At 64.6% G+C, this 22,477-nt stretch carries 19 protein-coding genes; 10 read left to right on the forward strand and 9 right to left on the reverse strand.

Annotated features, from left to right (window positions below):
- Positions 1-203 precede the first annotated feature (203 nt).
- Both CLV78_RS15095 and CLV78_RS15100 read right to left on the reverse strand, forming a co-directional pair.
- Entirely contained in the window at positions 204-1,217 is a 1,014-nt protein-coding gene (locus CLV78_RS15095) for a HupE/UreJ family protein (protein ID WP_245925094.1), read from the reverse strand.
- The gene (locus tag CLV78_RS15100) at positions 1,214-2,047 is read right to left on the reverse strand and encodes a peptidyl-prolyl cis-trans isomerase (RefSeq protein WP_106205662.1); all 834 of its coding nucleotides are present in this window, start codon (positions 2,045-2,047) and stop codon (positions 1,214-1,216) included. Before CLV78_RS15100 ends, CLV78_RS15095 begins: the two co-directional genes overlap by 4 nt.
- A 518-nt stretch (positions 2,048-2,565) precedes the next feature.
- Between CLV78_RS15100 and CLV78_RS15105 the strand changes: the two genes are divergently transcribed.
- The 8 genes from CLV78_RS15105 to CLV78_RS15140 all read left to right on the forward strand — a co-directional run bounded on the left by CLV78_RS15105 (position 2,566) and on the right by CLV78_RS15140 (position 13,421).
- Positions 2,566-4,143 carry an ABC transporter substrate-binding protein gene (locus CLV78_RS15105; RefSeq protein WP_106205793.1) on the forward strand — a complete coding sequence of 526 codons (1,578 nt, stop codon included), beginning with the start codon at positions 2,566-2,568 and terminating at the stop codon, positions 4,141-4,143.
- Between the two features lie 55 nt (positions 4,144-4,198).
- Entirely contained in the window at positions 4,199-5,179 is a 981-nt protein-coding gene (locus CLV78_RS15110) for an ABC transporter permease (protein ID WP_106205663.1), read from the forward strand.
- Positions 5,179-6,096, forward strand: a complete 918-nt coding sequence (locus CLV78_RS15115) for an ABC transporter permease (protein ID WP_106205664.1) — start codon at positions 5,179-5,181, stop codon at positions 6,094-6,096. Before CLV78_RS15110 ends, CLV78_RS15115 begins: the two co-directional genes overlap by 1 nt.
- Position 6,097: 1 nt before the next feature.
- Positions 6,098-7,792 carry an ABC transporter ATP-binding protein gene (locus CLV78_RS15120; RefSeq protein ID WP_106205665.1) on the forward strand — a complete coding sequence of 565 codons (1,695 nt, stop codon included), beginning with the start codon at positions 6,098-6,100 and terminating at the stop codon, positions 7,790-7,792.
- A 177-nt stretch (positions 7,793-7,969) separates the two neighbouring features.
- On the forward strand, positions 7,970-8,791 hold the full coding sequence (locus CLV78_RS15125) for a TIGR00282 family metallophosphoesterase (protein WP_106205666.1): 822 nt from the start codon (positions 7,970-7,972) through the stop codon (positions 8,789-8,791).
- A gap of 690 nt (positions 8,792-9,481) precedes the next feature.
- The gene (locus CLV78_RS15130; RefSeq protein ID WP_106205667.1) at positions 9,482-11,269 is read left to right on the forward strand and encodes an SLC13 family permease; all 1,788 of its coding nucleotides are present in this window, start codon (positions 9,482-9,484) and stop codon (positions 11,267-11,269) included.
- Between the two features lie 145 nt (positions 11,270-11,414).
- Complete coding sequence (locus CLV78_RS15135; RefSeq protein WP_106205794.1) at positions 11,415-12,491, forward strand: L,D-transpeptidase; 1,077 nt, start codon at positions 11,415-11,417, stop codon at positions 12,489-12,491.
- A gap of 189 nt (positions 12,492-12,680) precedes the next feature.
- On the forward strand, positions 12,681-13,421 hold the full coding sequence (locus CLV78_RS15140) for a YebC/PmpR family DNA-binding transcriptional regulator (protein WP_106205668.1): 741 nt from the start codon (positions 12,681-12,683) through the stop codon (positions 13,419-13,421).
- Positions 13,422-13,615: 194 nt separating this feature from the next.
- Here CLV78_RS15140 and CLV78_RS15145 read toward each other — a convergent pair whose 3' ends face one another.
- Positions 13,616-14,518 (reverse strand): LysR family transcriptional regulator ArgP, encoded by a 903-nt coding sequence (locus CLV78_RS15145; RefSeq protein WP_106205795.1) that lies wholly within the window; start codon positions 14,516-14,518, stop codon positions 13,616-13,618.
- Positions 14,519-14,622: 104 nt separating this feature from the next.
- Between CLV78_RS15145 and CLV78_RS15150 the strand changes: the two genes are divergently transcribed.
- Both CLV78_RS15150 and CLV78_RS15155 read left to right on the forward strand, forming a co-directional pair.
- A complete protein-coding gene (locus CLV78_RS15150; protein ID WP_106205669.1) occupies positions 14,623-15,225 on the forward strand; it encodes a LysE/ArgO family amino acid transporter in 603 nt (200 codons plus the stop codon).
- A gap of 119 nt (positions 15,226-15,344) precedes the next feature.
- On the forward strand, positions 15,345-16,259 hold the full coding sequence (locus CLV78_RS15155; RefSeq protein ID WP_245925098.1) for a DMT family transporter: 915 nt from the start codon (positions 15,345-15,347) through the stop codon (positions 16,257-16,259).
- 66 nt (positions 16,260-16,325) lie between these two features.
- On the opposite strand, the gene CLV78_RS15160 is transcribed toward CLV78_RS15155, so the two are convergent.
- Genes CLV78_RS15160 through CLV78_RS15185 form a run of 6 tightly spaced genes read right to left on the reverse strand, consistent with a single transcriptional unit; the run spans position 16,326 to position 22,356 of the window.
- Entirely contained in the window at positions 16,326-17,324 is a 999-nt protein-coding gene (locus CLV78_RS15160) for an aldose epimerase family protein (protein ID WP_106205670.1), read from the reverse strand.
- On the reverse strand, positions 17,321-19,225 hold the full coding sequence (locus CLV78_RS15165; protein WP_106205671.1) for a beta-galactosidase: 1,905 nt from the start codon (positions 19,223-19,225) through the stop codon (positions 17,321-17,323). The genes CLV78_RS15160 and CLV78_RS15165 overlap by 4 nt, the downstream gene beginning before the upstream one ends.
- On the reverse strand, positions 19,222-20,082 hold the full coding sequence (locus CLV78_RS15170; protein WP_106205672.1) for an SMP-30/gluconolactonase/LRE family protein: 861 nt from the start codon (positions 20,080-20,082) through the stop codon (positions 19,222-19,224). Before CLV78_RS15170 ends, CLV78_RS15165 begins: the two co-directional genes overlap by 4 nt.
- Entirely contained in the window at positions 20,079-20,684 is a 606-nt protein-coding gene (locus CLV78_RS15175) for a 2-dehydro-3-deoxy-6-phosphogalactonate aldolase (RefSeq protein ID WP_106205673.1), read from the reverse strand. The genes CLV78_RS15170 and CLV78_RS15175 overlap by 4 nt, the downstream gene beginning before the upstream one ends.
- Positions 20,681-21,589 carry a 2-dehydro-3-deoxygalactonokinase gene (locus CLV78_RS15180; protein WP_106205674.1) on the reverse strand — a complete coding sequence of 303 codons (909 nt, stop codon included), beginning with the start codon at positions 21,587-21,589 and terminating at the stop codon, positions 20,681-20,683. Before CLV78_RS15180 ends, CLV78_RS15175 begins: the two co-directional genes overlap by 4 nt.
- Positions 21,586-22,356 carry an SDR family NAD(P)-dependent oxidoreductase gene (locus tag CLV78_RS15185; RefSeq protein WP_106205675.1) on the reverse strand — a complete coding sequence of 257 codons (771 nt, stop codon included), beginning with the start codon at positions 22,354-22,356 and terminating at the stop codon, positions 21,586-21,588. Before CLV78_RS15185 ends, CLV78_RS15180 begins: the two co-directional genes overlap by 4 nt.
- Between the last annotated feature and the right edge of the window lie 121 nt (positions 22,357-22,477).

Below are 22,477 nucleotides of genomic sequence, written 5' to 3' on the forward strand. Positions count from 1 at the left end.
GTCGCATGGTTCGGAAGGAGGCAAGCGGATCGGGCGGGGCGTTTCCGGTAGTGGTTTGTGGAGATACGGCCGCACCGGAACTGACGGAGGATGGCGCCGCAATCGGATTGCCGATGTCGGGCGAAAGGGCAGGCGATCCCTGTTACCAAAAAAGCAGTGCGATCACCGACGCGCGGCGAGTTGGTCGCCGTGAGTCCCGCGTTTCAGAACCCCATGACCCTGTCGACGAGCCAGAAGGTGGCCACACTGCCGATGGCATAGCCCATCATCGCGGTGCCCGGCGAATGGGCTTCTCTCATCGAGCGGACCATCCCGGGAACGATCCGCCGGATCATCCCTATTGCCACGAGAACGGCGGCGACGAAGGTCAGTTGACCCAGCTCGACTCCGACGTTGAAGGCCAGCAACGCAACCGGAATATCGCCCTGCGGCAGGCCGATTTCGGTCAGCGCACCGGCAAATCCGAGCCCGTGCAGCAGGCCGAACGAGAAGGAGACCAGCCACGGTGCGCGTTCGGAAAGCCGATAGGCGCCGTCCTCATGCTTCAGGATCTCCACCGCGAGGAACACGATGGAGAGCGCGATGCAGGCCTCGACTGGTGGACCCGGCACGGTGACATGCCCGAGAGCGGCGAGGGCCAGCGTGATCGAATGCGCCAATGTGAAGGCCGTGATCGCGCCGACCAACCGCCATGGGTCCCGGATCAACACTAGAAGGGCGAACACGAAAAGCAGGTGGTCCCAGCCTTCGAGGATATGGTCGAAGCCCAAACCGATGTAGCTGAGGAAAACGCTGCCGGTCGACAGGGTTTCGGGCAGCCGGTAGGCCGGTTCACCGGGTGTCAGCCGTATGGTCGAAACGGGTTCGTCAAGCGGCTGGACCCGCAGCAGCACATCTGTTCGCTGGGCGTCCAGCCCGGGGATCGAGACGATGCCGCCGCCGATCCCGTCGGGGCAGCTGGCCACCCAGCCGGTGATCCATGCATAGCCGTCGGACTTGGGGGCGTCGCCCCGCCGCGGGGTGCAGGTCTCTGGCAGGTCCGCATCGATGTCCATGGGGGCACCCTGCACGTCCGGACGACGCCAGAACACCTGCCAGGTTTCCGGTGTGAGCTGGCGCAGGTCGAGGTAGCCCGGCTCAAGCGCGTGCGACATCGCGCCTGCCGCCGAGGCCAGCACCAGGAGCCACGCCAGAACGATTTTCCGCCCCAGGTTCACCGGTTGGCCTCGCCGGGTTGCGCAACGCTTTCGGGCAAAACGATCTCGTATTGCGCTTTCAGCCCTTCGATCTGGGCTTCGGTCAATGTCTCCGAGGTCTCCCTGCGCCAGTCCAGCAGGACGCTGTCGCGAACTTGATCGAGCGTGGGTACCTCGGCCGGCCTGGCCTCCAGAACCCGCACCAGATGCGGACCGTAGCCGGAAGTGACCGGGCCGGCCCATTCGCCGACGGGTTGCTGCACCAACTGCGCGAAGAAACCCCGCCCGAAGGTTGCATCCACCGTCCGTTCGCCTGCCGCCTGCATCGCCGGAGGCAGTAGTGACCGGCCAGAGAGCGTCCCGGGGTCCGCGCCGCCCTTCAAGGCTGCCAAGGTAGCTGTCGGATCGGTCCCTTCCGGCAGTTGCATCTGTTCGAACTCCAGCGTCGCGGAGCGCACGAAACGGTCGGGGTGGCGCTCCAGATGCGCCGCTAGGTCATCGTCCCCCGGAACCATGGATTGCGCGACCGATGTCGTCAGGAAAGACATCTTTTGCGACAGACGGTTTCGGATGACTCCGTCGCCCTGATCGAGGCCAAGCGCCTTTGCCTCGCGTACGAGCACTTCTTCGCGCACCATGGACTCCACGAGCGCGGCCAGTTCGTCCTCGGTCGGCGGCCGTCGCCAGGTCCCCTGGAACTGTGCTTCGAGCCGTTCGACATCCTGCGCATCGATCACGATTTGGCCGTCCGTGTCCGCTTCCGGATCGGGCGGATTCAGCCATGCGTACCATCCGAAGATAGCAAGGCCCAGGAGCAGGAAATGAAACAGGGGCTCTTTGAGTAAACGCATCCGGCCTTCCGAAAAAATGCTGCGATCGACGCAGACTAACAGCAGGCGTTGGCGACGCAATCGGGAAGTCGCCCGGTTCAGGAGTGGTTGGGGTGACGTCACCCGGCCGGCCTGTGATCCCCGGGGCGCAGCCACACATCCGTGCTCCCGGGGGTAAAGCTCGCCGTGGGCCGTCGGCGTTCCCGGAGGGTGGCGAATCGGGAGCGGTCACGGAGTGCGGGGGAGGGCGCCTGGCCATTGCAAGTTCCCTGTGTTTGCTCCGATGACGCAACGAAGGCGCCGCCACATGGCGCATTTTTCGCTGGCTGCCGGAATTGCCCCGGCATAACGTGAGGGTCATGCCCGCGAACCGCGCAAGGGGTCAGCATCCAAGAGGATCGTGGGCATCGCAACTCGGGAGGTATTCGTGGCGGAGATGTGAAACGAGCGGGGTGTCCCTGTCGGATTTCAGGTCCTGTCACTGCCGACCCAAGCAACACGCCTAAAAAAGGCGAACCATCACGGGAGATTGATCCTTGATCAGAAAAGTAACCATTGCTGCCCAGGCCGCGCTTCTGGCGTCCACGGGCCTCGTTTCGGCGGAGACGCTGAACTGGGCACGCGCCGGCGACAGCCTGACGCTCGATCCGCATGCCCAGAACGAGGGTCCGACCCACGCTCTGGCCCACCAGATCTACGAGCCGCTGCTGATCCGCGACATGACCGGCCAGATGGTGCCGGCACTGGCCACCGAATGGGGCCCGAATGCCGACGATCCGAATGTCTGGACGTTCAAGCTGCGGGAAGGCGTGACCTATCACGACGGCGCTGCGTTTGACTCCGAGGACGTGCTGTTCTCGCTGGAGCGCGCGCAGTCCGAGGACAGCGACATGAAAGAGTTGCTCAACTCGATCAAGGAGGTCCGCGCCCCCGATGCCTCCACGATCGAGATCGAGACCGATGGTCCGAACCCGATCCTGGCCAACAACCTGACCAACCTGTTCATCATGGACAAGGGCTGGGCAGAGGCCAACGACGTGGTCAAGGTGCAGGACTTCGAGGGCGGTGAAGAGACGTTTGCCTCGCGCAATGCCAACGGCACAGGCCCCTACAAGCTGACGTCCCGTGCTCCCGACAGCCTGACGGAGCTGGAAGCTTTCGACGGATACTGGGGCAAGGGCGAGTTCCCGCTCGAGATCACCAAGATCAAGTATACCCCGATCAAGAACGCCGCGACCCGCGTCGCCGCACTCCTGTCGGGCGAGGTGGACTTCATCCAGGACGTTCCGGTGCAGGACCTCGGACGCGTGGATGCCGATGAAAACCTCAAGGTGATCAAGGCGCCGCAGAACCGGGTGATCTTCTTCGGCCTCAACCTGGGCGACGACGATCTGACGACCGACGATGTCGAGGGCGCCAACCCCTTCGCCGACAAACGCGTGCGTCAGGCCATGAACATGGCGATCAACCGCGAAGCGATCATGAAGGTCGTCATGCGCGACCAGTCGATCCCGGCCGGTGTCGCCATGCCGCCTTTCGTGAACGGCTGGACCGAGGCGCTGGACACCATCCCGTCCAACGACATCGAGGCCGCGAAGGCACTGGTGGCCGAGGCCGGCTACGGTGACGGCTTCACCGTGACCCTGCACTGCCCGAACGACCGCTACATCAACGACGAGGCGATCTGTCAGGCCGCCGTCGGAATGATGGCGCAGATCGGCATCACGGTGAACCTGGATGCCAAGCCCAAGGCGCAGCACTTCCCGCAGATCAACAACCTGGAAACCGACTTCTACATGCTCGGCTGGGGTGTCCCGACCTACGATTCGGAGTACATCTTCAACTTCCTGGTGCACACCAAGACCGAGAACCGCGGTTCCTGGAATGGCACTCGCTACTCCAACCCGGATATCGACGCGAAGATCGTGTCGCTGGCCTCGGAAACCGATCTTGCCAAGCGTGACGCCACCATCGCCGAGATCTGGGCCGCCGTGCAGGACGAGATCCTGTACCTGCCGATCCACCACCAGGTGCTCAACTGGGGCATGTCGAACAAGGTCGAGACCGTCGTCGACCCCGAAGATGTGCCGAAGTTCAAGTATTTCACTCTGAACTGATCCAAGTGCGCCGCCTCCCCTCGCGGAGGCGGCGTCCCCCTTCCGAGGACGGAAAATGATCTCCTACATCGTGAAACGCGCCCTGCAGTCGGTGCTCGTGCTGCTGGCGGTGGGCTTCGTCGCCTTCGGCATGTTCCGCTTCATCGGCGACCCGATCGACAACATGCTTGGCCAGGAGCGCACGGACGCCGATATCGAGCGCCTGCGCGAGATCCTCGGCCTGAACGACCCGTTCCTTGTCCAGTACTGGAACTTCCTGAAGGGAGCGTTGCAGGGCGACATGGGCGTCAGCTTCCGGCAAGGTCGGCCTGCGCTCGATATCATTCTCGATCGTCTGCCCGCGACGCTGGAACTGGCCATGGTCTCGGCCACCTTCGCGATGGTCGTCGGCATCTTCCTCGGCATCTACACGGCGATCAACCGCAAGGGTCCGATCACCAATTTCATCCTGACAACCTCCCTTATCGGGGTTTCACTGCCGACCTTCCTGATTGGCATCCTGCTGATCTACTTGTTTGCAGTCGAACTGAAGTGGCTGCCGAGCTTCGGGCGGGGCGATGTCGTTCCTGTCGGTGACTGGTGGACGACGGGTCTGTTGACGGCGTCCGGATTGAAGTCGCTCATCCTGCCCGCGATCACGCTGGGGCTCTACCAGATGACGCTGATCATGCGCCTGGTCCGATCGGAGATGTCGGAGGTCCTGCGTCAGGACTACATCCGTTTCGCCCGCGCCCGCGGCCTGAAAGAGCGTGCGATCAACTTCCGTCACGCGGTGAAGAACACGCTGATCCCCGTGATCACGGTGGCGGGCCTGCAAATCGGCTCGATCATCGCCTTCTCGATCATCACCGAAACGGTGTTCCAGTGGCCCGGCGTCGGGCTCCTGTTCATCGACTCCGTCCAGTTCGTCGATATCCCCGTCATGGCCAGCTACCTGATGATGATCTCGGTCATGTTCGTGGGCATCAACTTCATCGTCGACATGGCCTACCTGGCAATCGACCCCCGCCTGCGTGGCGGCAAGGGAGGCAACTGATGGATTCCGTGAAACGTGCGTTCGACAGCGACCTGGCGTGGTCCTTCCGCCACTCGCCGGTCGCAATCCTCTCCGCGACCGTTGCGCTGCTGCTGATCCTCGCAGCCGTCTGCGCGCCGCTGATCGCGCCCTACAACCCGTTCGACCCGGCATCGCTCAACCTGATGAACGGCTTTTCGAGGCCGATGGAGCCGAATGCCTTTACCGGGGACAGTTTCCTGCTGGGCACTGACGACCAGGGCCGCGATGTGCTCTCCACGATCCTCTACGGCATGCGGATATCGCTCTTTGTCGGCTTTGCCGCAGTGGTCTTCGCGATGATCATCGGCGTGGTGGCCGGCCTCGTCGCCGCCTATGCCGGTGGCCGGGTGGACGCGATCATCATGCGCATCGCCGACGTGCAGCTGACCTTCCCCTCGATCCTCGTCGCCATGCTGATCTTCGGCATCGCCAAGGGCTTCACGCCGGTTCACCTGCGTGACCAGATGGCGATCTGGGTGCTGATCATCTCCATCGGTCTGTCCGATTGGGTGCAGTTCGCCCGCGTGGTTCGCGGCGCGGCGCTGGTGGAGAAGAGCAAGGAATACGTCGAAGCGGCCATTCTCATCGGCCGTGGTCCGATCGCCATCATCTTCCGGCATATCCTACCCAATGTGCTGTCGCCTGTGCTCGTCATCGCTACGATCTCGCTGGCATTGGCCATCATCGCCGAAGCCACGCTCAGCTTCCTCGGTGTCGGAGCGCCGCCAACCAGGCCGTCGCTCGGTACACTGATCCGGATCGGGCAGGGGTATCTGTTCTCCGGCGAGTGGTGGATCCTGCTGTTCCCGTCGCTCACACTGCTGTTGCTGGCGCTTTCGGTGAACCTGCTCGGCGACTGGCTGCGCGACGCGCTCAACCCGAAACTCGGTGACTGACATGGAATTGCTCGAAATCAACAACATGGTGGTCGAGTTCCCGAGCCGCCACGGTGTTTTCACCGCTGTCGACGATGTCAGCCTGACCGTCGCCGAAGGCGAGATCGTCGGATTGGTGGGAGAATCCGGGGCCGGGAAATCGACTGTTGGCAATGCCGTCATGGGGTTGCTGCAATCGCCGGGTCACATGCCCTCTGGCGAGATCTGGTTGCACGGCGAGCGGATCGACCAGCTCTCGCCGTCCGACATGCGCTCTATCCGGGGCAAGCGGATTGGCATGATCTTCCAGGACCCGATGACGTCGCTCAACCCGATCGAGACCATCGAATACCAGTTGGTCGAGACAATACAGACCCACCTCGACGTCGGCACCTCGGAGGCCCGGCGCCGCGCCGTCGATCTGCTGGACCAGGTCGGCATTCCCGATCCTGCCAACCGGATCAAGCAGTACCCGCACCAGTTTTCCGGCGGGATGCGGCAGCGAGTGGTGATTGCGCTTGCGCTCTGTGTCGAACCGGAACTGATCATCGCCGATGAACCGACGACCGCGCTCGACGTGACGATCCAGGCGCAGATCCTCGAATTGATCAAGGACCTCTGCAAGAGTCGCAAGCTGGGCGTGATCCTCGTCACCCACGACATGGGCGTGATTGCCGAGACGACGGACCGTGTGGCGGTGATGTACCGGGGGCGCCTGATCGAGATGGGCGAAACCGATCAGGTGATCAACGCGCCGCAGCAACCCTACACCCGGTCGCTGATCGCTGCGGTGCCTCCCTCCAACAAGAAGATCAATCGCTTCCCCAAGGTCGCGATCGAGGAGAGCGACGGCAATGCGCTCCAGAACTTCGACCTAAAGGGGCACTGGCTGGGTCGTGGCGACGCCTTCGACACCACTGTCGAGAACCTCCTGGAAGTGCGCGACCTTCAGAAGCGCTTCATCGTCAAGTCCTCGATCCTGCCCCGCAATCGCGTCTACATGGACGCGATCAAGGGGATCGATTTCGACGTCAGGTCGGGGGAGACATTCGGACTGGTCGGCGAGAGCGGCTCGGGCAAGTCCACGGTCGCACGGGTCATCACTGGGATCTATCCCGACGACGGCGGCTCCATGCGCTTTGCCGGCCACGACCTGACCGGAGCATCCGGAAAGGACGATGCCCGGGCGGGACGTCAGAACATCCAGATGATCTTCCAGGACCCGTATTCCTCGCTCAATGGACGGATGAAGATCTCCTCCATCGTCGCGGAACCGATGATCGTGAACAAGTTGACCGACACGGCGGAGGAGCGTCACCAGATTGTCACCGACCTTCTGGAGCTCGTCGGGCTGGGCAAGGATGCGGCGAAGAAATACCCGCATGAGTTTTCCGGCGGTCAAAGGCAGCGGATCTCCATCGCGCGGGCATTGGCAACGCGGCCGCGTTTCCTGATTTGCGACGAACCGACGTCCGCGCTCGATGTCTCGATCCAGGCGCAGATCCTGAACCTCCTGAAGGATTTGCAGGAGCAGTTGAGGTTGACGCTCTTGTTCATCAGCCACGATCTGCCGGTGATCCGACAGATGTGTGACCGTGTCGGGGTCATGCGGCATGGCGATCTCGTGGAGGTGGCCGATACCGAGGCTCTCTTCGAGTATCCCCAGCACAGCTACACCCAGACGCTGATCGGGCAGATGCCGAAGTTCGCGAAGTAACAACTGGACGACGACCGCATGTGCCCGGGAATACAGGCGCCGCCGGGCAGTGTGTGGCCGGCGGCGATCGCCGTGAAGTGACGGCCAGCGGTAGCGCAAGTTGCCGGATGCGCCTTGCCGGTGCTGCCGGATGCCGGGGGACTTGCCTCGACGCCACGGGAGGACTAGGGCAGGGCCATGAAAATACTCTTTCTCGGTGATGTTATGGGCCGCGCCGGGCGCGCGGCGGTGGCAGAGTGCCTGCCTCGGATGCGGCAGGAATGGCGGCTGGATTTCGTGGTGGTGAACGGCGAGAACGCAACCTCCGGCATGGGGCTCTCGGGTGCCCATGCCAAGGCACTGCTGGAGGCGGGGGCGGATTGCATCACCCTGGGCGATCACGCCTTTGACCAGAAGGACATGCTGCAGGTCGTGGAGAAGGAGCCGCGTATCCTTCGTCCGCTGAACTTCGCCAAGGACGCCCCGGGTCGGGGCGCCGCGATCTTCACAGCGGCCAATGGCAAGAAGGTGCTGGTGGCGCAGGTGCTGGGACAGGTCTTCATGAAGCGGCCGTTTTCCGATCCGTTCTCGGCCATCGACCAGGTGCTGCGGGCCCATCCGCGCGGTGGCATGGTCGCGGCCAGCCTGATCGACGTGCACTGCGAGGCCACCAGCGAGAAGATGGGGATGGGCCATTTCTGCGACGGGCGTGCCAGCGTCGTGGTCGGCACACATACCCATATTCCCACCGGCGATGCGCAGATCCTGCCCGGTGGGACGGCGTTCCAGACCGATGCCGGCATGTGCGGCGACTACAACAGCGTCATCGGTATGGAAAAGGCCGAGCCCATGCGTCGGTTTGTGACGGGAATGCCAAAGGGGCGCTTCACGCCTGCTTTGGGCGAGGCGACGGTCTCCGGGCTATACGTGGAGACCGACCCGCGCACCGGCGCCGCGACACGGGTGGAGATGGTCCGTCAGGGCGGTCGGCTGGCGCCTTCCGGACCGGCGCCACTCTAGAAATGGCTTCGGGCAGGCCAATGGCGGCCGCCCGAATGGTGCCGGCTCACCCTCCGCGCAGGTGGACAGGGCAAGGCGCTTGCGCGACCCGGTTTGCCGCGCCGGTCCGTCGTCGCTGCGTGTCCCGGATGGTCAGTTGAGGCGCACCCGCGACATCGCTCTCCCCGCGATCGGCCTCGGCCCGCGAGGTGTGCCCTCTGCTTGCAATGTCGCGATGGTATAGACGTCGCCGGGTTGGCCGTGATCTGGTGTCGGTATGCAGGGTTCTGCCGGTCCCCACGGGTTGCTGGCAGGGATGGGGAGGTCCGGTCTTGCGGTTCTGGGTGTCGCCGAAGCGAAACCCGTTCACTACTTGAATGCGCAGCAGTGGCCGTCTCTATACTGCTGAAATTCTGTAATCGTTGTTGCCGGAAGGGCTGCGAGAGCAACCGCTTCTGCGAGTTGCCTCCCCATCGAATGCAACAAAGCGAATCCATCCGGGCGGCATCGCAACTAACGGGCCTCGCGCGGTTTCAGACTCGGTGTGGCGGTGTCAGGGCATTGTCGGGATCGCGGCCCGGCCTCTATGATCGACAAGCCACGCAGCACTGCCCGGATTGGGGGCCACCACGACGCGGGGGACGCCAAAGTCCCTTGCACGTTGGGGAGGCTACGCTAAGGATGGCCTCCGGAACTAGCGCAGGGCAGTCAATGGAATTCCTCAGCCTCGGTCCGACGGTGCAGCCCGTCCTGGCGCTTGTCGTCGTGGTGGCCATGTTCGGCCTGTTTGCCCGGGAGGCTTTTCCGGCGGAGGTCGTTGCTATTCTCGGCGCGGCAATCATGCTCGCAACCGGCATCCTGCCCTATGACACCGCGTTAATGGTGCTGTCCAATCCGGCGCCCTGGACCATCGCAATGATGTTTATCGTCATGGGGGCGCTGGTGCGCACCGGCGCGCTCGACTGGTTCACCCAGATCGCCCAGAGGCAGGCCGAGACGAACCCCAGGCTCGCCGTCGGTACACTCATGGCATTTGTCGTGCTGGCCTCGGCCATCGTCTCCAACACGCCGGTCGTGGTGGTGATGATCCCGGTGGTGGTACAAATCGCGCGCACGCTCGATCAACCGGCCTCCAAGATGCTGATCCCACTGTCCTACGCGGCGATCATGGGCGGCACGCTGACGCTCATCGGCACCTCGACCAACCTGCTGGTGGATGGTGTGGCCCGCGCCAATGGCCTGAAGCCGTTCGGCATCCTCGAAGTGACGCCGCTGGCAATCTTCATCGTCGGTTGGGGCATGCTCTACCTGCGGTTCGTGGCGCCGCGTCTTCTGCCGGACCGGCAGAGCATGGCCAACGTGCTCGGGGGCAAGGGGCGGATGAAGTTCTTCACCGAGGTCGCGATCCCCGAGGACAGTGGATTGATAGGCCAGGAGGTTCTGGGCGTCGACCTCTTCAAGCGGGACGGAATTCGGGTCATCGACGTGCTGCGCGGCGATGCCTCGCTGCGGCGGGACATGAAGGGCGTGGTGCTGGAACCCGGCGACCGCGTGGTCCTGCGCACCAAGATGGAGGAGCTTCTGTCGTTGCAGGAAAACAAGAACCTGCGCGCTGTCGACAAGCTGAGCTCCGTGCGAACCGAGACCGTGGAAGTGCTGATTTCTCCGGGCGCTCGTATGGTTGGCCGCACGCTGGGTGCGCTGCGCTTGCGCCGTCGCTACGGTGTCTACCCGTTGGCGGTCCACCGGCGGAACCAGAACATCGGGCGCCAGCTCGACGATCTCGTGGTCCGCGTCGGCGATACGCTGCTGCTCGAAGGCGCGCCGGAGGATATCCAGCGCCTTGCCCTCGACATGGGGCTGGTCGACATCGCCAAACCCTCCGCCCGTGCCTTCCGCCGGGAAAAGGCCCCGATCGCCATTGCCGCCCTGCTCGCTATCGTCGGGCTCGCGGCCGTCGGGGTTGCCCCGATCCTTCTGCTGTCGTTCCTCGCCGTTGCCGTGGTGCTCATCACCCGCTGCATAGATGCGGACGAGGCGTTCTCCTTCGTCGAGGCCCGCCTGCTGGCGCTGATCTTCTCCATGCTTGCCGTTGGTGCGGCGCTGGATGCCTCCGGTGCGGTCGAACTCATCGTGAAGGCCGTGGCGCCGGGCCTGACGGTCCTGCCGTCCTTCCTCGTGATCTGGGCGCTCTACCTGCTGACGTCTGTCCTGACGGAACTGGTCTCCAACAACGCGGTCGCCGTTGTTGTCACCCCCATCGCCATCGGGCTGGCCGCCGCCCTTGGCTACGATCCACGGCCGCTGGTGGTCGCGGTCATGATCGCGGCCTCTGCGAGCTTCGCCACGCCCATTGGCTACCAGACGAACATGATGGTCTACGGACCCGGCGGCTACAGGTTCTCCGACTTCCTGAAGGTCGGCATTCCGCTGAACCTCTCCATCGGGGTGCTCTCCTCTATCCTGATCCCGTTCTTCTGGCCGCTCCAGCCTGGCTGATCGGCGGCGCCGTTCCGATGGACATACACGGCGAAAAACCACCAATTGCCGACTGCTGAGCATGTCCCTTGATCGAGCCTGTTGCGTCGCCCGGCCCAACAGTGTTTTCCTGTCGGTCACGTTCGAGCAGATCAATGAGGACAACATGACCGCAAAGTCCCGCCTGAGCCGTCGCAGCGCCCTGACCGGCGCGCTTGGTCTGGGCCTCGCCACAGCCCTTCCCCTGCGTGCGAACCAGGGCGAGGAAGAACTCATCTTCAACGCCGACAATCTGCTTCCCGGGGAGTTTACCTGGCATCCGGAACGGTCACCGACGGGTGCGGTCGCGGTGATCGTCTCCTTGCCGGAACAGTTGGTGCATGTGTACCGCAATGGTGTGCGCATCGCTGTCTCGACCTGCTCGACCGGAAAGAAGGGCCACCGCACACCCACCGGCGTCTTCACCGTGCTGCAGAAGGACAAGGACCATCGTTCCTCGACCTACAACAGCGCGCCAATGCCCAACATGAACCGTCTCACCTGGGACGGGATCGCGCTGCATGCGGGGCACCTGCCGGGCTATCCGGCCAGCCACGGCTGTGTGCGCCTTCCCTTTGCGTTCTCCGAACGGCTCTGGACGGTCACCCACTACGGCACACCGGTGATCATTGCGGGCGCCAGGAACGATCCCTGGGAACTGGTGCATCCCGGTTTGCTGCTTGACGGATCGGCAGAGGCGGATCTTTCGGTCGCCGTGGACGCGCTGGCAGCAAAGAAGCATCCCTCCGACTGGACAGAGGCTGAGGCCCAGCCCGTCACCACGGTTCTCGTGACATCTGCGGATCGCCGCGTGGTGCTGATCGAGAATGGTGAGGAACTCGCCGATGGGGAACTGACCATCGAGGGGCCTGCAACCCTTGGCGAGCATGTCTTCCTCCTGCAGCACCCGGGCGCGGGGGATGACGCGTTGGTCTGGCACGGGCTGACCCATCACCCCGACCCGGCAGCGCCGCTGGCGCAGGAAACCCGGCTTCTTGACCGCATTCGGGCGCCCAAGGCCTTCACGGCGCAGATGCAGGCGCGCATGCATCCGGGGATGACCCTCATCGTGTCCGATCTGCCGTCCACGCCGGACAGGCGCTCTGGCAAGGATTTCGTGATCATGGCGGGTGAAAACCTGACATCGCCGCGTCCGAAGATCAGAGGCGACGAGGTGCCGACACCGTCGCCCAGCAGGGGCTGAACCGGGCGATGGCTGCCGTTGGGAAAAACCGGCGGCGGCTGCCCGCGCGCCCTTCTGCGCGTGTATCGACGCTGCCGGTGCACCTTCGCTTCAGCTATCATCCGGCTGCGGGATTGCCCCGCACCCGTGCTTTGCGATAAGGAACGGCTCAAATCTGAAAGACAGCCACGATCCGAACGGAGAAGACCCATGGCCGGCCATTCAAAATGGGCGAATATCCAGCACCGCAAGGGGCGCCAGGATGCAGCCCGATCGAAGCTTTTTTCGAAGCTATCCAAGGAAATCACCGTCGCTGCCAAGATGGGCGACCCTGATCCGGAAAAGAACCCGCGCCTTCGCCTCGCCGTAAAGGAAGCCAAGTCGAATTCCGTTCCCAAGGACGTGATTGACCGCGCGATCAAGAAATCCGTCGCCGGTGAAGGCGACGACTACGAGGAAATCCGCTACGAGGGGTATGGCCCGGGTGGGGTTGCGGTCATTGTCGAGGCGATGACGGACAACCGGAACCGGACAGCATCGACTGTTCGGTCGACCTTCTCCAAGCATGGCGGCAACCTCGGAGAAACCGGCTCGGTCGGGTTCATGTTCGAACGCAAGGGCGAGATCACCTATCCCGCTTCCGTCGGCGACGAGGATTCCGTCATGGAAGCCGCGATCGAGGCCGGTGCCGAGGATGTTGAATCCGATGATGAGTTGCACATCATCTACACCGCCGACACCGATCTGAACGATGTCTCCACTGCGCTGGAAGAGGCGCTTGGCGAGGCGGAGCACACCAAGCTGATCTGGAAGCCGACGACGACGACCGATCTCGACCTTGAAGGGGCGCAGAAGCTGATGCGTCTGATCGACGTTCTGGAAGACGATGACGATGTTCAGCGCGTCACGGCCAACATGGAGATCTCCGACGAGGTCGCGGCACAGCTCTGACGCGATCTTTGGACGGCCCCCTAGACTGACCCGGCCCGCTCTATAGTCTCTACGTATCAGCCCCCGGACCCCGCGCGGATTCGGGGGTTTTGCATTTATGTGGGCCCGGTATCGCAATGGCTACCCGGTTGGTCCTGCCGCAGGCCGGCCGCAATGTCGTAGCGCTGGGAACCGCGCTCCGCATGTCGTGGATGTCAGGTGGGCCAGAGAACGGTGCGGGCGGCCTGACGGATCGCCCCGGTCAGTGGTGCGAGCGCCGGGGCCGCAATCCGGCTGACCTGCCAATGGAGTGGCGTGTCGAGCGGTAGCGTCGGGTCGAGAGGTACAAGGCGTCCCGCCGCGATATGGCCTTGGACCAGCGGTTCAGGATTCATCCCCCATCCGAGCCCGGCCAGCGCGGCGTCGACGAACGCCTGCGTGGAGGGAAGGAAGTGACTGGGTGGGGAGAGCTTTCGCCCGCCCTTCATCTGCAACCAGCGTGCCTGGAGCTGATCCTTCCGGTCGAAGGTCATGACCGGCGCCTCTGCCAGCGCCTCCGGGGTGACGCCGTCGGGGAAATGGGTCCGCATGTAGGCGGGGCTTGCGGTGGCGATATAGCGAAGCGCCCCGAGCGCGGTGCTGTCGCAGCCTTGAACCGGGGCGGCGTGCGCGGTGACGGCGGCCACGACCTCTCCCCGGCGCAGCCAGTCGGCGGAATGGTCCTGATCGTCCAGCGTGAGGTCGAAAAGCAGGCCGGGCGCGTCTCCTGCGGCGGCGGCCAGCGCGGGCGGCAGCCAGGTGGCAAGGCTGTCTGCGTTGGACGCGATACGCACGGCATGGTGCCCGGCTGTTCCCGCGATCGGGCCAATGTCGACGGAAAGCGCCTGTTCAAGCAAGGCGACCTCCTCCGCATGGCGATAGAGGCGGAGACCCGCTTCGGTGCCAATGCAAGGTTGTCCCCGCCGCACCAGCACGGTGCCCAGCCGCTCCTCCAAGGACTTGATCCGTTGCGAGATGGCCGAAGGCGTCACATGCAGCGCCCCGGCCGCGCGGTCGAAGCTGCCGGTTCGGATGACTTCGGCAAGGGCGGCAAGCTGGGCCGTGTCGATGGAGAGCATCATGCCCCAATAGGTTTAGTAAAACTGATCTGACATTAGACAGATTAGTTTGTCTTATCCCCCTTGGGGCGGTACCTGCAAGGGGAACGACAACGGAGTGCATGATGACCGAAGCCGCAACACAGGGGTTTTTCCTGAGTTTCAGCCTGATACTGGCAATCGGCGCGCAGAATGCCTTCGTGTTGCGGCAGGGTTTGCGGCGCGAACACGTGCTACCGGTGGTTCTGGCCTGTGCGGTTTCGGACGCGGTGCTGATATCGGTCGGCGTCTTTGCCTTTGCCGCGATCTCCGAGCTTTTGCCGGGTCTGGTGCCCGCGATGCGCTGGGGGGGCGCGGCTTTCCTCGCGGTATACGGTGCCATGGCGTTTCGCAACGCCTGGCGCGGGGGCGAGGCACTGGCCGCGAGCGGCGCGGAGGTGCGACGGTTGGGCCCGGTGCTGGCGACCTGCCTGGCGCTGACCTGGCTCAATCCGCACGTCTACCTCGACACTGTGGGGCTGATCGGATCGATTTCCGCAGGGTTTCCGGAGGCGCGACCGGCCTTTGCGGTGGGAGCTATCACCGCGAGTTTCGTCTTTTTCTTCTCGCTTGGCTTTGGTGCGCGCATGCTCCAGCCGCTCTTCGCGCGTCCGGCAAGCTGGCGCGTTCTTGATGTCATCATCGGCTTCGTGATGTGGTCGATCGCGCTCGGGCTGCTTCTGGGATGAGGTCCTGTGATCGGGGACGCGCGCGCCGTTGATGGTCGCTTCGGACTGCAGTCCCGATACGCGCTGGCTTCGCGTTTCCGGCCTTGTCTCGCCGAGGCTGGTGATGTCTTGTCCCGCGCATGGCTGAGACCGCCCCTTCCGTGTCCGCGCAACGCCCGCTGGTTGCTGTCTTCTGGATGGTCATCACGGGGCTCTGTTTCGTTGGGGTGACCGCAACGGTAAAGCATCTGGGCGGACGGGTGCCGGCAGCGGAGGCGGCATTCCTGCGCTACCTGCTGGGGCTGGTTTTCCTTGTGCCGATGTGGCCTTCGCTGCGCCGTGCCCGGCTTACGCGGCCCGCCCGGCGTCTGTTCTGGCTTCGCGGTGGCGTGCACACGCTCGGGGTAATCCTGTGGTTCTACGCCATGACGCGGATTACCATCGCGGAGGTAACGGCGATGAACTACCTGGTGCCGGTCTACGTGACCCTTGGCGCGGCGGTGCTCCTCGGGGAGCGTCTGGCCCTGCCGCGCATGCTGGCGGTGGGCGCGGCAATGGTGGGCGCGCTGATCATCCTGAGGCCCGGCTTCCGGGACCTCGATACGGGCCACTTCGCGATGCTGTTCACGGCCGTGTTCTTTGCCGCGTCTTACCTGATTGCAAAACGCATGACAGCAGAAGTGTCCCCGGCGGTGGTGGTGGCGATGCTGTCGATCACCGTCACACTCGGGCTTGCACCATTCGCGGCGGCAGTCTGGATCACGCCCAGCCTTGCCGACCTGGGCTGGCTGTTCGTCGTGGCCGGCTTCGCGACGGCCGGGCATTTCACGATGACGCTGGCGTTCCAGGCCGGTCCGATGGCGGTCACCCAGCCGGTGACGTTCTTGCAATTGCTCTGGGCAAGTCTGCTCGGGGCGCTGGTGTTTGCCGAACCGGTGGATGGCTGGGTGCTTGTTGGCGGCGTGCTCATTCTTGGCGCGGTGTCCTTCATCGCCTGGCGGGAGGCACGGCTGAAGGCGCGCAGCAGCCCGCCGGCGCCGGATGGGCAGGTCTAGGCGCGGATCCTGCGGCGCGGCCACCGGCACGGCAGATGCGGCGTGCCCGCGCGTTTGTCCGTGAAGTCAGCTTCTGGAGAATGTGAAGCGGGTGACCTGCTCCCAGGCATCGCCCGGCGCGACCCGGATCGAGGGGAAGGCCGGGTTGTTCGGGGCGTCCGGCCAGAACTGTGCCTCCACCGCGAGGCCACACCGCGGACCGTAGCGGCGATGATCGTGGCCACTGGCACCGGGGGAGGACATGCCCTTGGCGTCATAGATCTGCAGGCCGGGTTCGGTCGTTTCGATCCCCATGGCGACACCATCGGGGCCGGTGAGGCGTCCGACAGGGCGGATGGCCCGGCGGGCCTCGGCAAGGCAGAAGTTGTTGTCGAGCACATCCGAAGGGCCGAGCGCGCGCGGCGTACGGAAGTCGTAGCGGGTGCCGTCCACGGCGATCATCTCGCCAGTGGCAAGGTCGTTCTCGTCAGCAGGCAGGTAGTGGTCGGCGTCGATTTGCAGGATGTGGCCGTCGAACGTCGCGGCGGGGCCAAGATTCCAGTAGGAATGATTGGCGAGGTTCACGAGGCTGGGCGCGTCGGTCTCCACGCGGAAGGTCAGTGTAAGTGTCGAGCCATCAAGCGTGAAATGAGCGTCCCAGCGGCGATTGCCGGGAAAGCCGCCCTCGCCGTCGGGCGAATGGGTGGTGAGGTGCAAACGGGTTTCGGTGACCTCTGCGACATCCCATACCTTGATGTGCAACGCGGCCGATCCCCCGTGCAGGCAGTGGCCACCTGCGCCGTTGGCGTCGAAGGCCAGTTCCCGGCCATCGAGTTCGGCGCGGGCGTTCCTGATGCGGTTGGCGACCGGGCCGGCAATGGGGCCGAAGAACTGCAACGCGCCGCCCGGCTCATACTCCGCAAGCCGGTCGGAGCCGAGCGTCAACGGTCGGTCGAGCCCGGTCAGGCGAACGTCCTGCAGTGTGGCGCCATAGGTCAGGATGGAGGCTTGCAGGTCGGCGTTGGCGAGCGTGATCCGCTCGACCTCCGTTCCGAATGCGGTGGTGCCGAAGGGCTCGCGGGTCATGGCAGATCCTTCCATGTGACATCGGCGGCGGCAATGGTCATGCCGTCATGGGTGACGGGTTCGGGCGAATAGTTGATGTAGAACCGCCGTGTCGCGGTATCCCGCACGCGCAGCCCGTCGGGCAGTAGGGTGGTCGCAATGCCCAGTTCCTTACAGGCAGTCTGGAGAATGCGGGAGAGAGCTTCCGCGTCCGGCCAGCCAGCGAGGTAATGCAACGGGCCGCGCCGCACCAGGACCGGCTGACCGGAGGTGGTTTCCACCACCACGTCGGCGTGCCCTTCGAGGCGTTCCAGCCAGCGGATCACGTGCCCGCCCTGCGCCAGCGGTTCCGCGACCGAAGGGGGCAGGCTTTCGGTCAGAGCAATCGTGGCATCGAGATCCGGCAAGGCGGGCGGAAGCGGCACCGGGATGGCGAAGTCCTCGGTGCGCGTGTTGCTGCGCGGGCCGACAATGGCGATGCCCTCAAGCGCGGCGAGGCGTTCGCGCAGCGGAGCGGGCATCGTGAAGAGCCCCGGCGCCAGAACCAGCTTGTAGGCAGACAGGTCGGGAGTATCCGTCGGCAGAATGTCGACTGAAAGGCCAAGGCGCCGTAGTCCGCGATAGAAATCGAACACCAGCGCGAAATAGTCGAAATCGGCGCCTTGCGGCTGGATCTCCCAGGCCCATGCGGAGGGGTAATCGAACAGGATCGCGACCCGTGCCTGAACGGGCGTGATATCGCCCATGGCGGCAAGCTCCTCAGCCAGCTTCGCCGCTTCGGCAAGCGCGGGGGCCGGGGCGCTGTCGGGCCGCAGCAACCCGGCGTGCATCTGTTCCTGCGCGAACGGGGCCTGACGCCAGCGGAAGTAGCAGACGGCCTCGGCCCCATGGGCGATGGCCTCCCACGCCCAAAGGCGGGCCATGCCGGGCATGGGAGCAGGGTTGTAAGGCGCCCAGTTCACCGGACCGGGCTGCTGCTCCATCACCCACCAGCGGCCACGGCCGACAGCGCGATAGAGGTCGTGGTGCAGCGCCTGCATGTCCGGATCGCCCTGGCGCAGGAACCGGTGCTTGTGCTCGGAGGTCTCGTCAACCCGGTCCGAAAGGAAGCCAATCGGGTAGCTGTCCCACGAGGCAATCTCCAGATCCGCGCCGACGTCGAAATGGTCGAACTCCAGAATGCGGCCCATGTAGTTGTGGATCAGTGGCGCACCCGTGAGCCGGTGCAGCACATCCGCCTGCGCCTTGTTGAAGGCCACGACCATGTCGGAATGGTAGCGTCGCCAGTCCATCACATGGGCGGGATTGGGTTCGGTCACCGTCAGGTTCGGCGCGTCGATCTCTGCGAATTCCGCGTAGTCCATCGACCAGAAGATGTTGCCCCAGGCGCGGTTCAGCGCCTCCGGCGACTGGTATTTCTGCGCCAGCCAGTTGCGGAACCCTTCGACCGCGGTCCGGGAGAAGGACACGGTGGTCTCGTGGCAGGCATATTCGTTGTCGATCTGCCAGGCCTGAACATGCGGATTGCGACCGTAGCGTTCTCCCAGAAGGCGCGCGATGCGGACGCATTCCGCGCGGTATCCCGCGTGCGAGAAATCGTAGTGACGACGGGAGCCGAACCGGCGTGGATTGCCCTGGGCGTCGACGGCGAGCATGTCGGGATGCTTGTCGATCATCCAGCGCGGCGGCGTGGCTGTCGGTGTCCCCAGCACAACCTTGAGCCCGGCGTTGCCAAGCACGTCGATGGCGCGGTCGAGCCAGTCGAACGTCAGTTTTCCGGGCTCGGCCTCAAGCCTGGACCAGGCAAACTCGCCGATCCGCACCCAGGTCAGGCCGGTTTCGGCCATGCGACGGGCATCTTCGGCCCAGACCTCTTCTGGCCAGTGCTCCGGATAGTAGCAGACACCGAGCGCCGGTTTCACAATATCACCTTGTGTTCGCGCTGGCCCTTGGCGACATCGGGGATCGCGAAGGTCATGCCGTTCTCTGGTTGGTCTGCGAGCGTTTCGGCAGGAAGGTCGATCATGGCAGAGGTCACGAAGAGCGTGGTTAGATCGGGCCCGCCAAACGCGGGGCAGGAGGCCTGTTGCGCCGGAACCTCAACGGTCTGCACCAGGGCGCCGGAGCGATCGTAGGCCGCCACGCGGGACGCGCCCCACTGGGCGTTCCAGAACGTGCCATCGGCCCCCATCACAGCGCCATCCGGACCCCAGCTTTCCGAGCGGAAATCCAGAAAGATCTCGGACTCGCCCACGGGCCATCCGTCCGCCTCGGACAGGCGGATCTTGCGGACCACATGCTCGGCGGTGTCGCAATAGCAGGCAAAGCCGCCTTCGGGGTCGAAGCAAATCGCGTTGGTGATGGAGATGTCGGGGATGATCTTGCGGACCTCGCCACGGTAGTAGCGATAGATCGCGCCGGCGCCGGGTTCGGCGTTGAAGCCCATGGTGCCGATCCAGAACCCGCCCCATGGATCTGCGCGGCCATCGTTGGATCGCGTGACAGGGTTGTCGGCCTCAAGGGGAGCGACATGGTCCTGCGCCCCGCTGTCGAGGTCGAAGGAAAAGAGTGCAGATTCGGAGGCGACAAGAAGCTGCGTGTCGCTGATCCAGCCGGCGGCCGAGACGTGCTCCTTGAAGTCCCAGCCGCGGGTCTTGTCGTCCTCGCGGGTCAGCAATTTCTTCTGGATGATGTCGAACCAGAACAGCTGGTTGCGGGAGGGGTGCCAAAGCGGCCCCTCGCCAAGCGTGCAGATCGTCGGGTCAAAGATCGTGGTCATTGGACGGCCGTATCGTAGGCGGAAACGAGGTCGCGGGCGCGTTCGGAAATCGCATCTGTGTCCATGCCGGGTTTGAACAGGGCAGAGCCGATGCCGAAACCGTCGGCCCCGGCGGCAATCCAGTCGCGGAAGTTGTCCGGTCCGGCGCCGCCCACGGCATAGACCTCGGTGTCCTTCGGCAGCACGGCGCGCAGCGCTTTGAGGCCCGCGGGGCCGGCCATGTCACCCGGAAAGAGCTTCAGCCCGGTGGCGCCTGCGTCGAGCGCGGCGAAAGCCTCGGTCGGGGTGAAGATGCCGGGCCAGGACTGCATGTCGAGCGCGCGGGTGGCGCGGATGACGTCCGGAACGCAATTTGGAGAGACAATGAGCTTGCCGCCGGCATCGTATACCGCGCGAACGTCCTCGACGCCAAGCACGGTGCCCGCGCCGATCAGGGCGCGTTCGCCCACGGCCTTGACCATCTCGCCGATAGAGGTCAGCGGATCGGGAGAGTTCAGGGGCACTTCGATCCGGTCGATGCCGGCGTCTACGAGTGCCGTGGCGGCGGCGGCGGCCTGCGACGGGGCAATGCCTCGGAGGATGGCGATGATGGGACGGCTCATGAGGTGGCCTTTGCAAGTTTGGTCCGGGCGGCGGCGAGCCCCTTGAGGGACATGCCGTCGCCATCGGCGATGGTGGCGGAGGCGCCGAGGGTTTCGAGCGCGGTGGCATAGAGTTGGCAGAGCTTGCCGGCGCCGACGATGGCGATGGCCTGGCCGAGCCAGTAGGGACGGGTTGCGGCAAGTTCGGACCCGATGAGCTGGCCAGAAAGGCTGGCGCGGGCCGTGCCGGGTTCCAACCCGTCGAGCAACCCTTGCGCGCGCAGGGAAAACAGCCGCGCCGCGAGTTTTTCCGGGCGGGACACGGCGTCGCCGACGGCTGCGGCGAAGGCGTCGTCATCCCAGCCCTCGCCTGTCACGGAATGGCGCAGGATCGTGTTGGCCGAAAGCGCGGCAAAGATGTCGCCGGTCATGCAGGTCTGGAAAGAGACGACTTCACCGGCGGACACATGGCACCACTTGGTATGCGTGCCCGGAAGGCAGACGACGCCGTCGAACTGTGGGTTGAGCGCCTGGAAACCGGCGATCTGGGTCTCCTCTCCGCGCATGACATCAGCCGGCTCGGCCTGGCTAAGACCTCCGATGATGCGAAAGGTCAGACGCGGGTCGCGGGTCGGCGCAAGGGTCAGCCCGGCGCCGAGCGGTTCGCAGGGCACGGGTGTATAGGCCGCCTCGACCCAGCCCTGGCGTGCTCCGACCATGCCGCAGGCGATGACGTCGATCGCGGTGTCCGCACTGGTATGCGGCCCGATCAGGTCGAGCAGTGCCGGTTCGAACTGCTCCGGCGCAAGCCCGCCCATCCCGGTGTCGGAATCTTCGGACCAGAGCACGGTGCCGTCCGCACTCATCCCCCAGGCCCGCAGGGTCGATGTGCCCCAGTCTACAGCGATCCAGTCCATTCCAGTCATCCTGTTGTTACCACCCCGCCATCGAGCACCAGCGCCTGCGCCGTCATGGCGGCAGACGCGTTCGAGGCGAGAAAGAGGGTGCCGCCGACCATGTCTTCGGGCCCGAGGGTCCGCTTCAGGCATTGCCGTTCGAGATGTTGCTCCATTCCCTCTGGCGTCAGCCACTTGTCGAGCTGGCGCTGGGTGACGACCATGCCGGGAAGGAGCGCGTTGACGCGGATGCCGTCGGGGCCGAACTCCCGTGCCAGCGTCCGGGTGAGGCCGGTGATGGCGGCGTTGGCGGTGATGTAGGGCGCGTAGCCGTGGGTCGCCATCATGTAGCTGATCGAGGACATGTTGACGATCGCGCCGCCGCCCGCGGCCTGCATGCCGGGGATTACCTTCTGTGCCGCGAAGAAATAGGGCTTGAGGTTGATCGCCATTGAGGCGTCCCAGAAGGCCTCGTCGATGCCGAGTGTGTCGTGGCGTGAATCGTCGGCAGCGTTGTTGACCAGCACCCGTACCGGGCCATGCGCTTCGGCCGCGGCGTCGAGGGCGGCACGCAGGGCGTCGAGGTCGGTGATATCGGTGGGAAGGAACAGCGGTGCGGTGCCCGTCTTTTCTTTCATCTGGTCGCAGAAGGCACTTGCGTCGGAGCGCTGCACAAAGGCCGCACGGGCGCCCTGTTGCAGAAAGCCCTCGGTCAGGGCGGCGCCGATGCCGGAGCCGCCACCGGTAATGAATACCGAGGCGCCGGCGAGGTCGGGATAGATTGGATGGTCGGTCAATTGGGCCTCCGGGGGATGCACGTAACCTTGCACCAACCGCCTACGCCCAGGGATTGTCGATGTACATGCGGTCTGTGTGCAGATCGGGCGCAGGGCGTCAGCAGCATGAACTCACGGGGTG

Origin of the sequence: Aliiruegeria haliotis, from assembly GCF_003003255.1 — a bacterium.
Classification (GTDB): Bacteria; Pseudomonadota; Alphaproteobacteria; order Rhodobacterales; family Rhodobacteraceae; genus Tropicimonas; species Tropicimonas haliotis.

What these genes read in the sequence shown, in the direction of transcription:
- CLV78_RS15160 (WP_106205670.1), bottom strand. Translation starts at nt 17,324, where the DNA reads ATGACCCGCGAGCCCTTCGGCACCACCGCATTCGGAACGGAGGTCGAG.
- CLV78_RS15150 (WP_106205669.1), top strand. Translation starts at nt 14,623, where the DNA reads ATGACCGAAGCCGCAACACAGGGGTTTTTCCTGAGTTTCAGCCTGATA.
- CLV78_RS15175 (WP_106205673.1), bottom strand. Translation starts at nt 20,684, where the DNA reads ATGAGCCGTCCCATCATCGCCATCCTCCGAGGCATTGCCCCGTCGCAG.
- CLV78_RS15140 (WP_106205668.1), top strand. Translation starts at nt 12,681, where the DNA reads ATGGCCGGCCATTCAAAATGGGCGAATATCCAGCACCGCAAGGGGCGC.
- CLV78_RS15120 (WP_106205665.1), top strand. Translation starts at nt 6,098, where the DNA reads ATGGAATTGCTCGAAATCAACAACATGGTGGTCGAGTTCCCGAGCCGC.
- CLV78_RS15135 (WP_106205794.1), top strand. Translation starts at nt 11,415, where the DNA reads ATGACCGCAAAGTCCCGCCTGAGCCGTCGCAGCGCCCTGACCGGCGCG.
- CLV78_RS15180 (WP_106205674.1), bottom strand. Translation starts at nt 21,589, where the DNA reads ATGACTGGAATGGACTGGATCGCTGTAGACTGGGGCACATCGACCCTG.
- CLV78_RS15110 (WP_106205663.1), top strand. Translation starts at nt 4,199, where the DNA reads ATGATCTCCTACATCGTGAAACGCGCCCTGCAGTCGGTGCTCGTGCTG.
- CLV78_RS15155 (WP_245925098.1), top strand. Translation starts at nt 15,345, where the DNA reads ATGGCTGAGACCGCCCCTTCCGTGTCCGCGCAACGCCCGCTGGTTGCT.
- CLV78_RS15145 (WP_106205795.1), bottom strand. Translation starts at nt 14,518, where the DNA reads ATGCTCTCCATCGACACGGCCCAGCTTGCCGCCCTTGCCGAAGTCATC.
- CLV78_RS15125 (WP_106205666.1), top strand. Translation starts at nt 7,970, where the DNA reads ATGAAAATACTCTTTCTCGGTGATGTTATGGGCCGCGCCGGGCGCGCG.
- CLV78_RS15170 (WP_106205672.1), bottom strand. Translation starts at nt 20,082, where the DNA reads ATGACCACGATCTTTGACCCGACGATCTGCACGCTTGGCGAGGGGCCG.
- CLV78_RS15100 (WP_106205662.1), bottom strand. Translation starts at nt 2,047, where the DNA reads ATGCGTTTACTCAAAGAGCCCCTGTTTCATTTCCTGCTCCTGGGCCTT.
- CLV78_RS15115 (WP_106205664.1), top strand. Translation starts at nt 5,179, where the DNA reads ATGGATTCCGTGAAACGTGCGTTCGACAGCGACCTGGCGTGGTCCTTC.
- CLV78_RS15130 (WP_106205667.1), top strand. Translation starts at nt 9,482, where the DNA reads ATGGAATTCCTCAGCCTCGGTCCGACGGTGCAGCCCGTCCTGGCGCTT.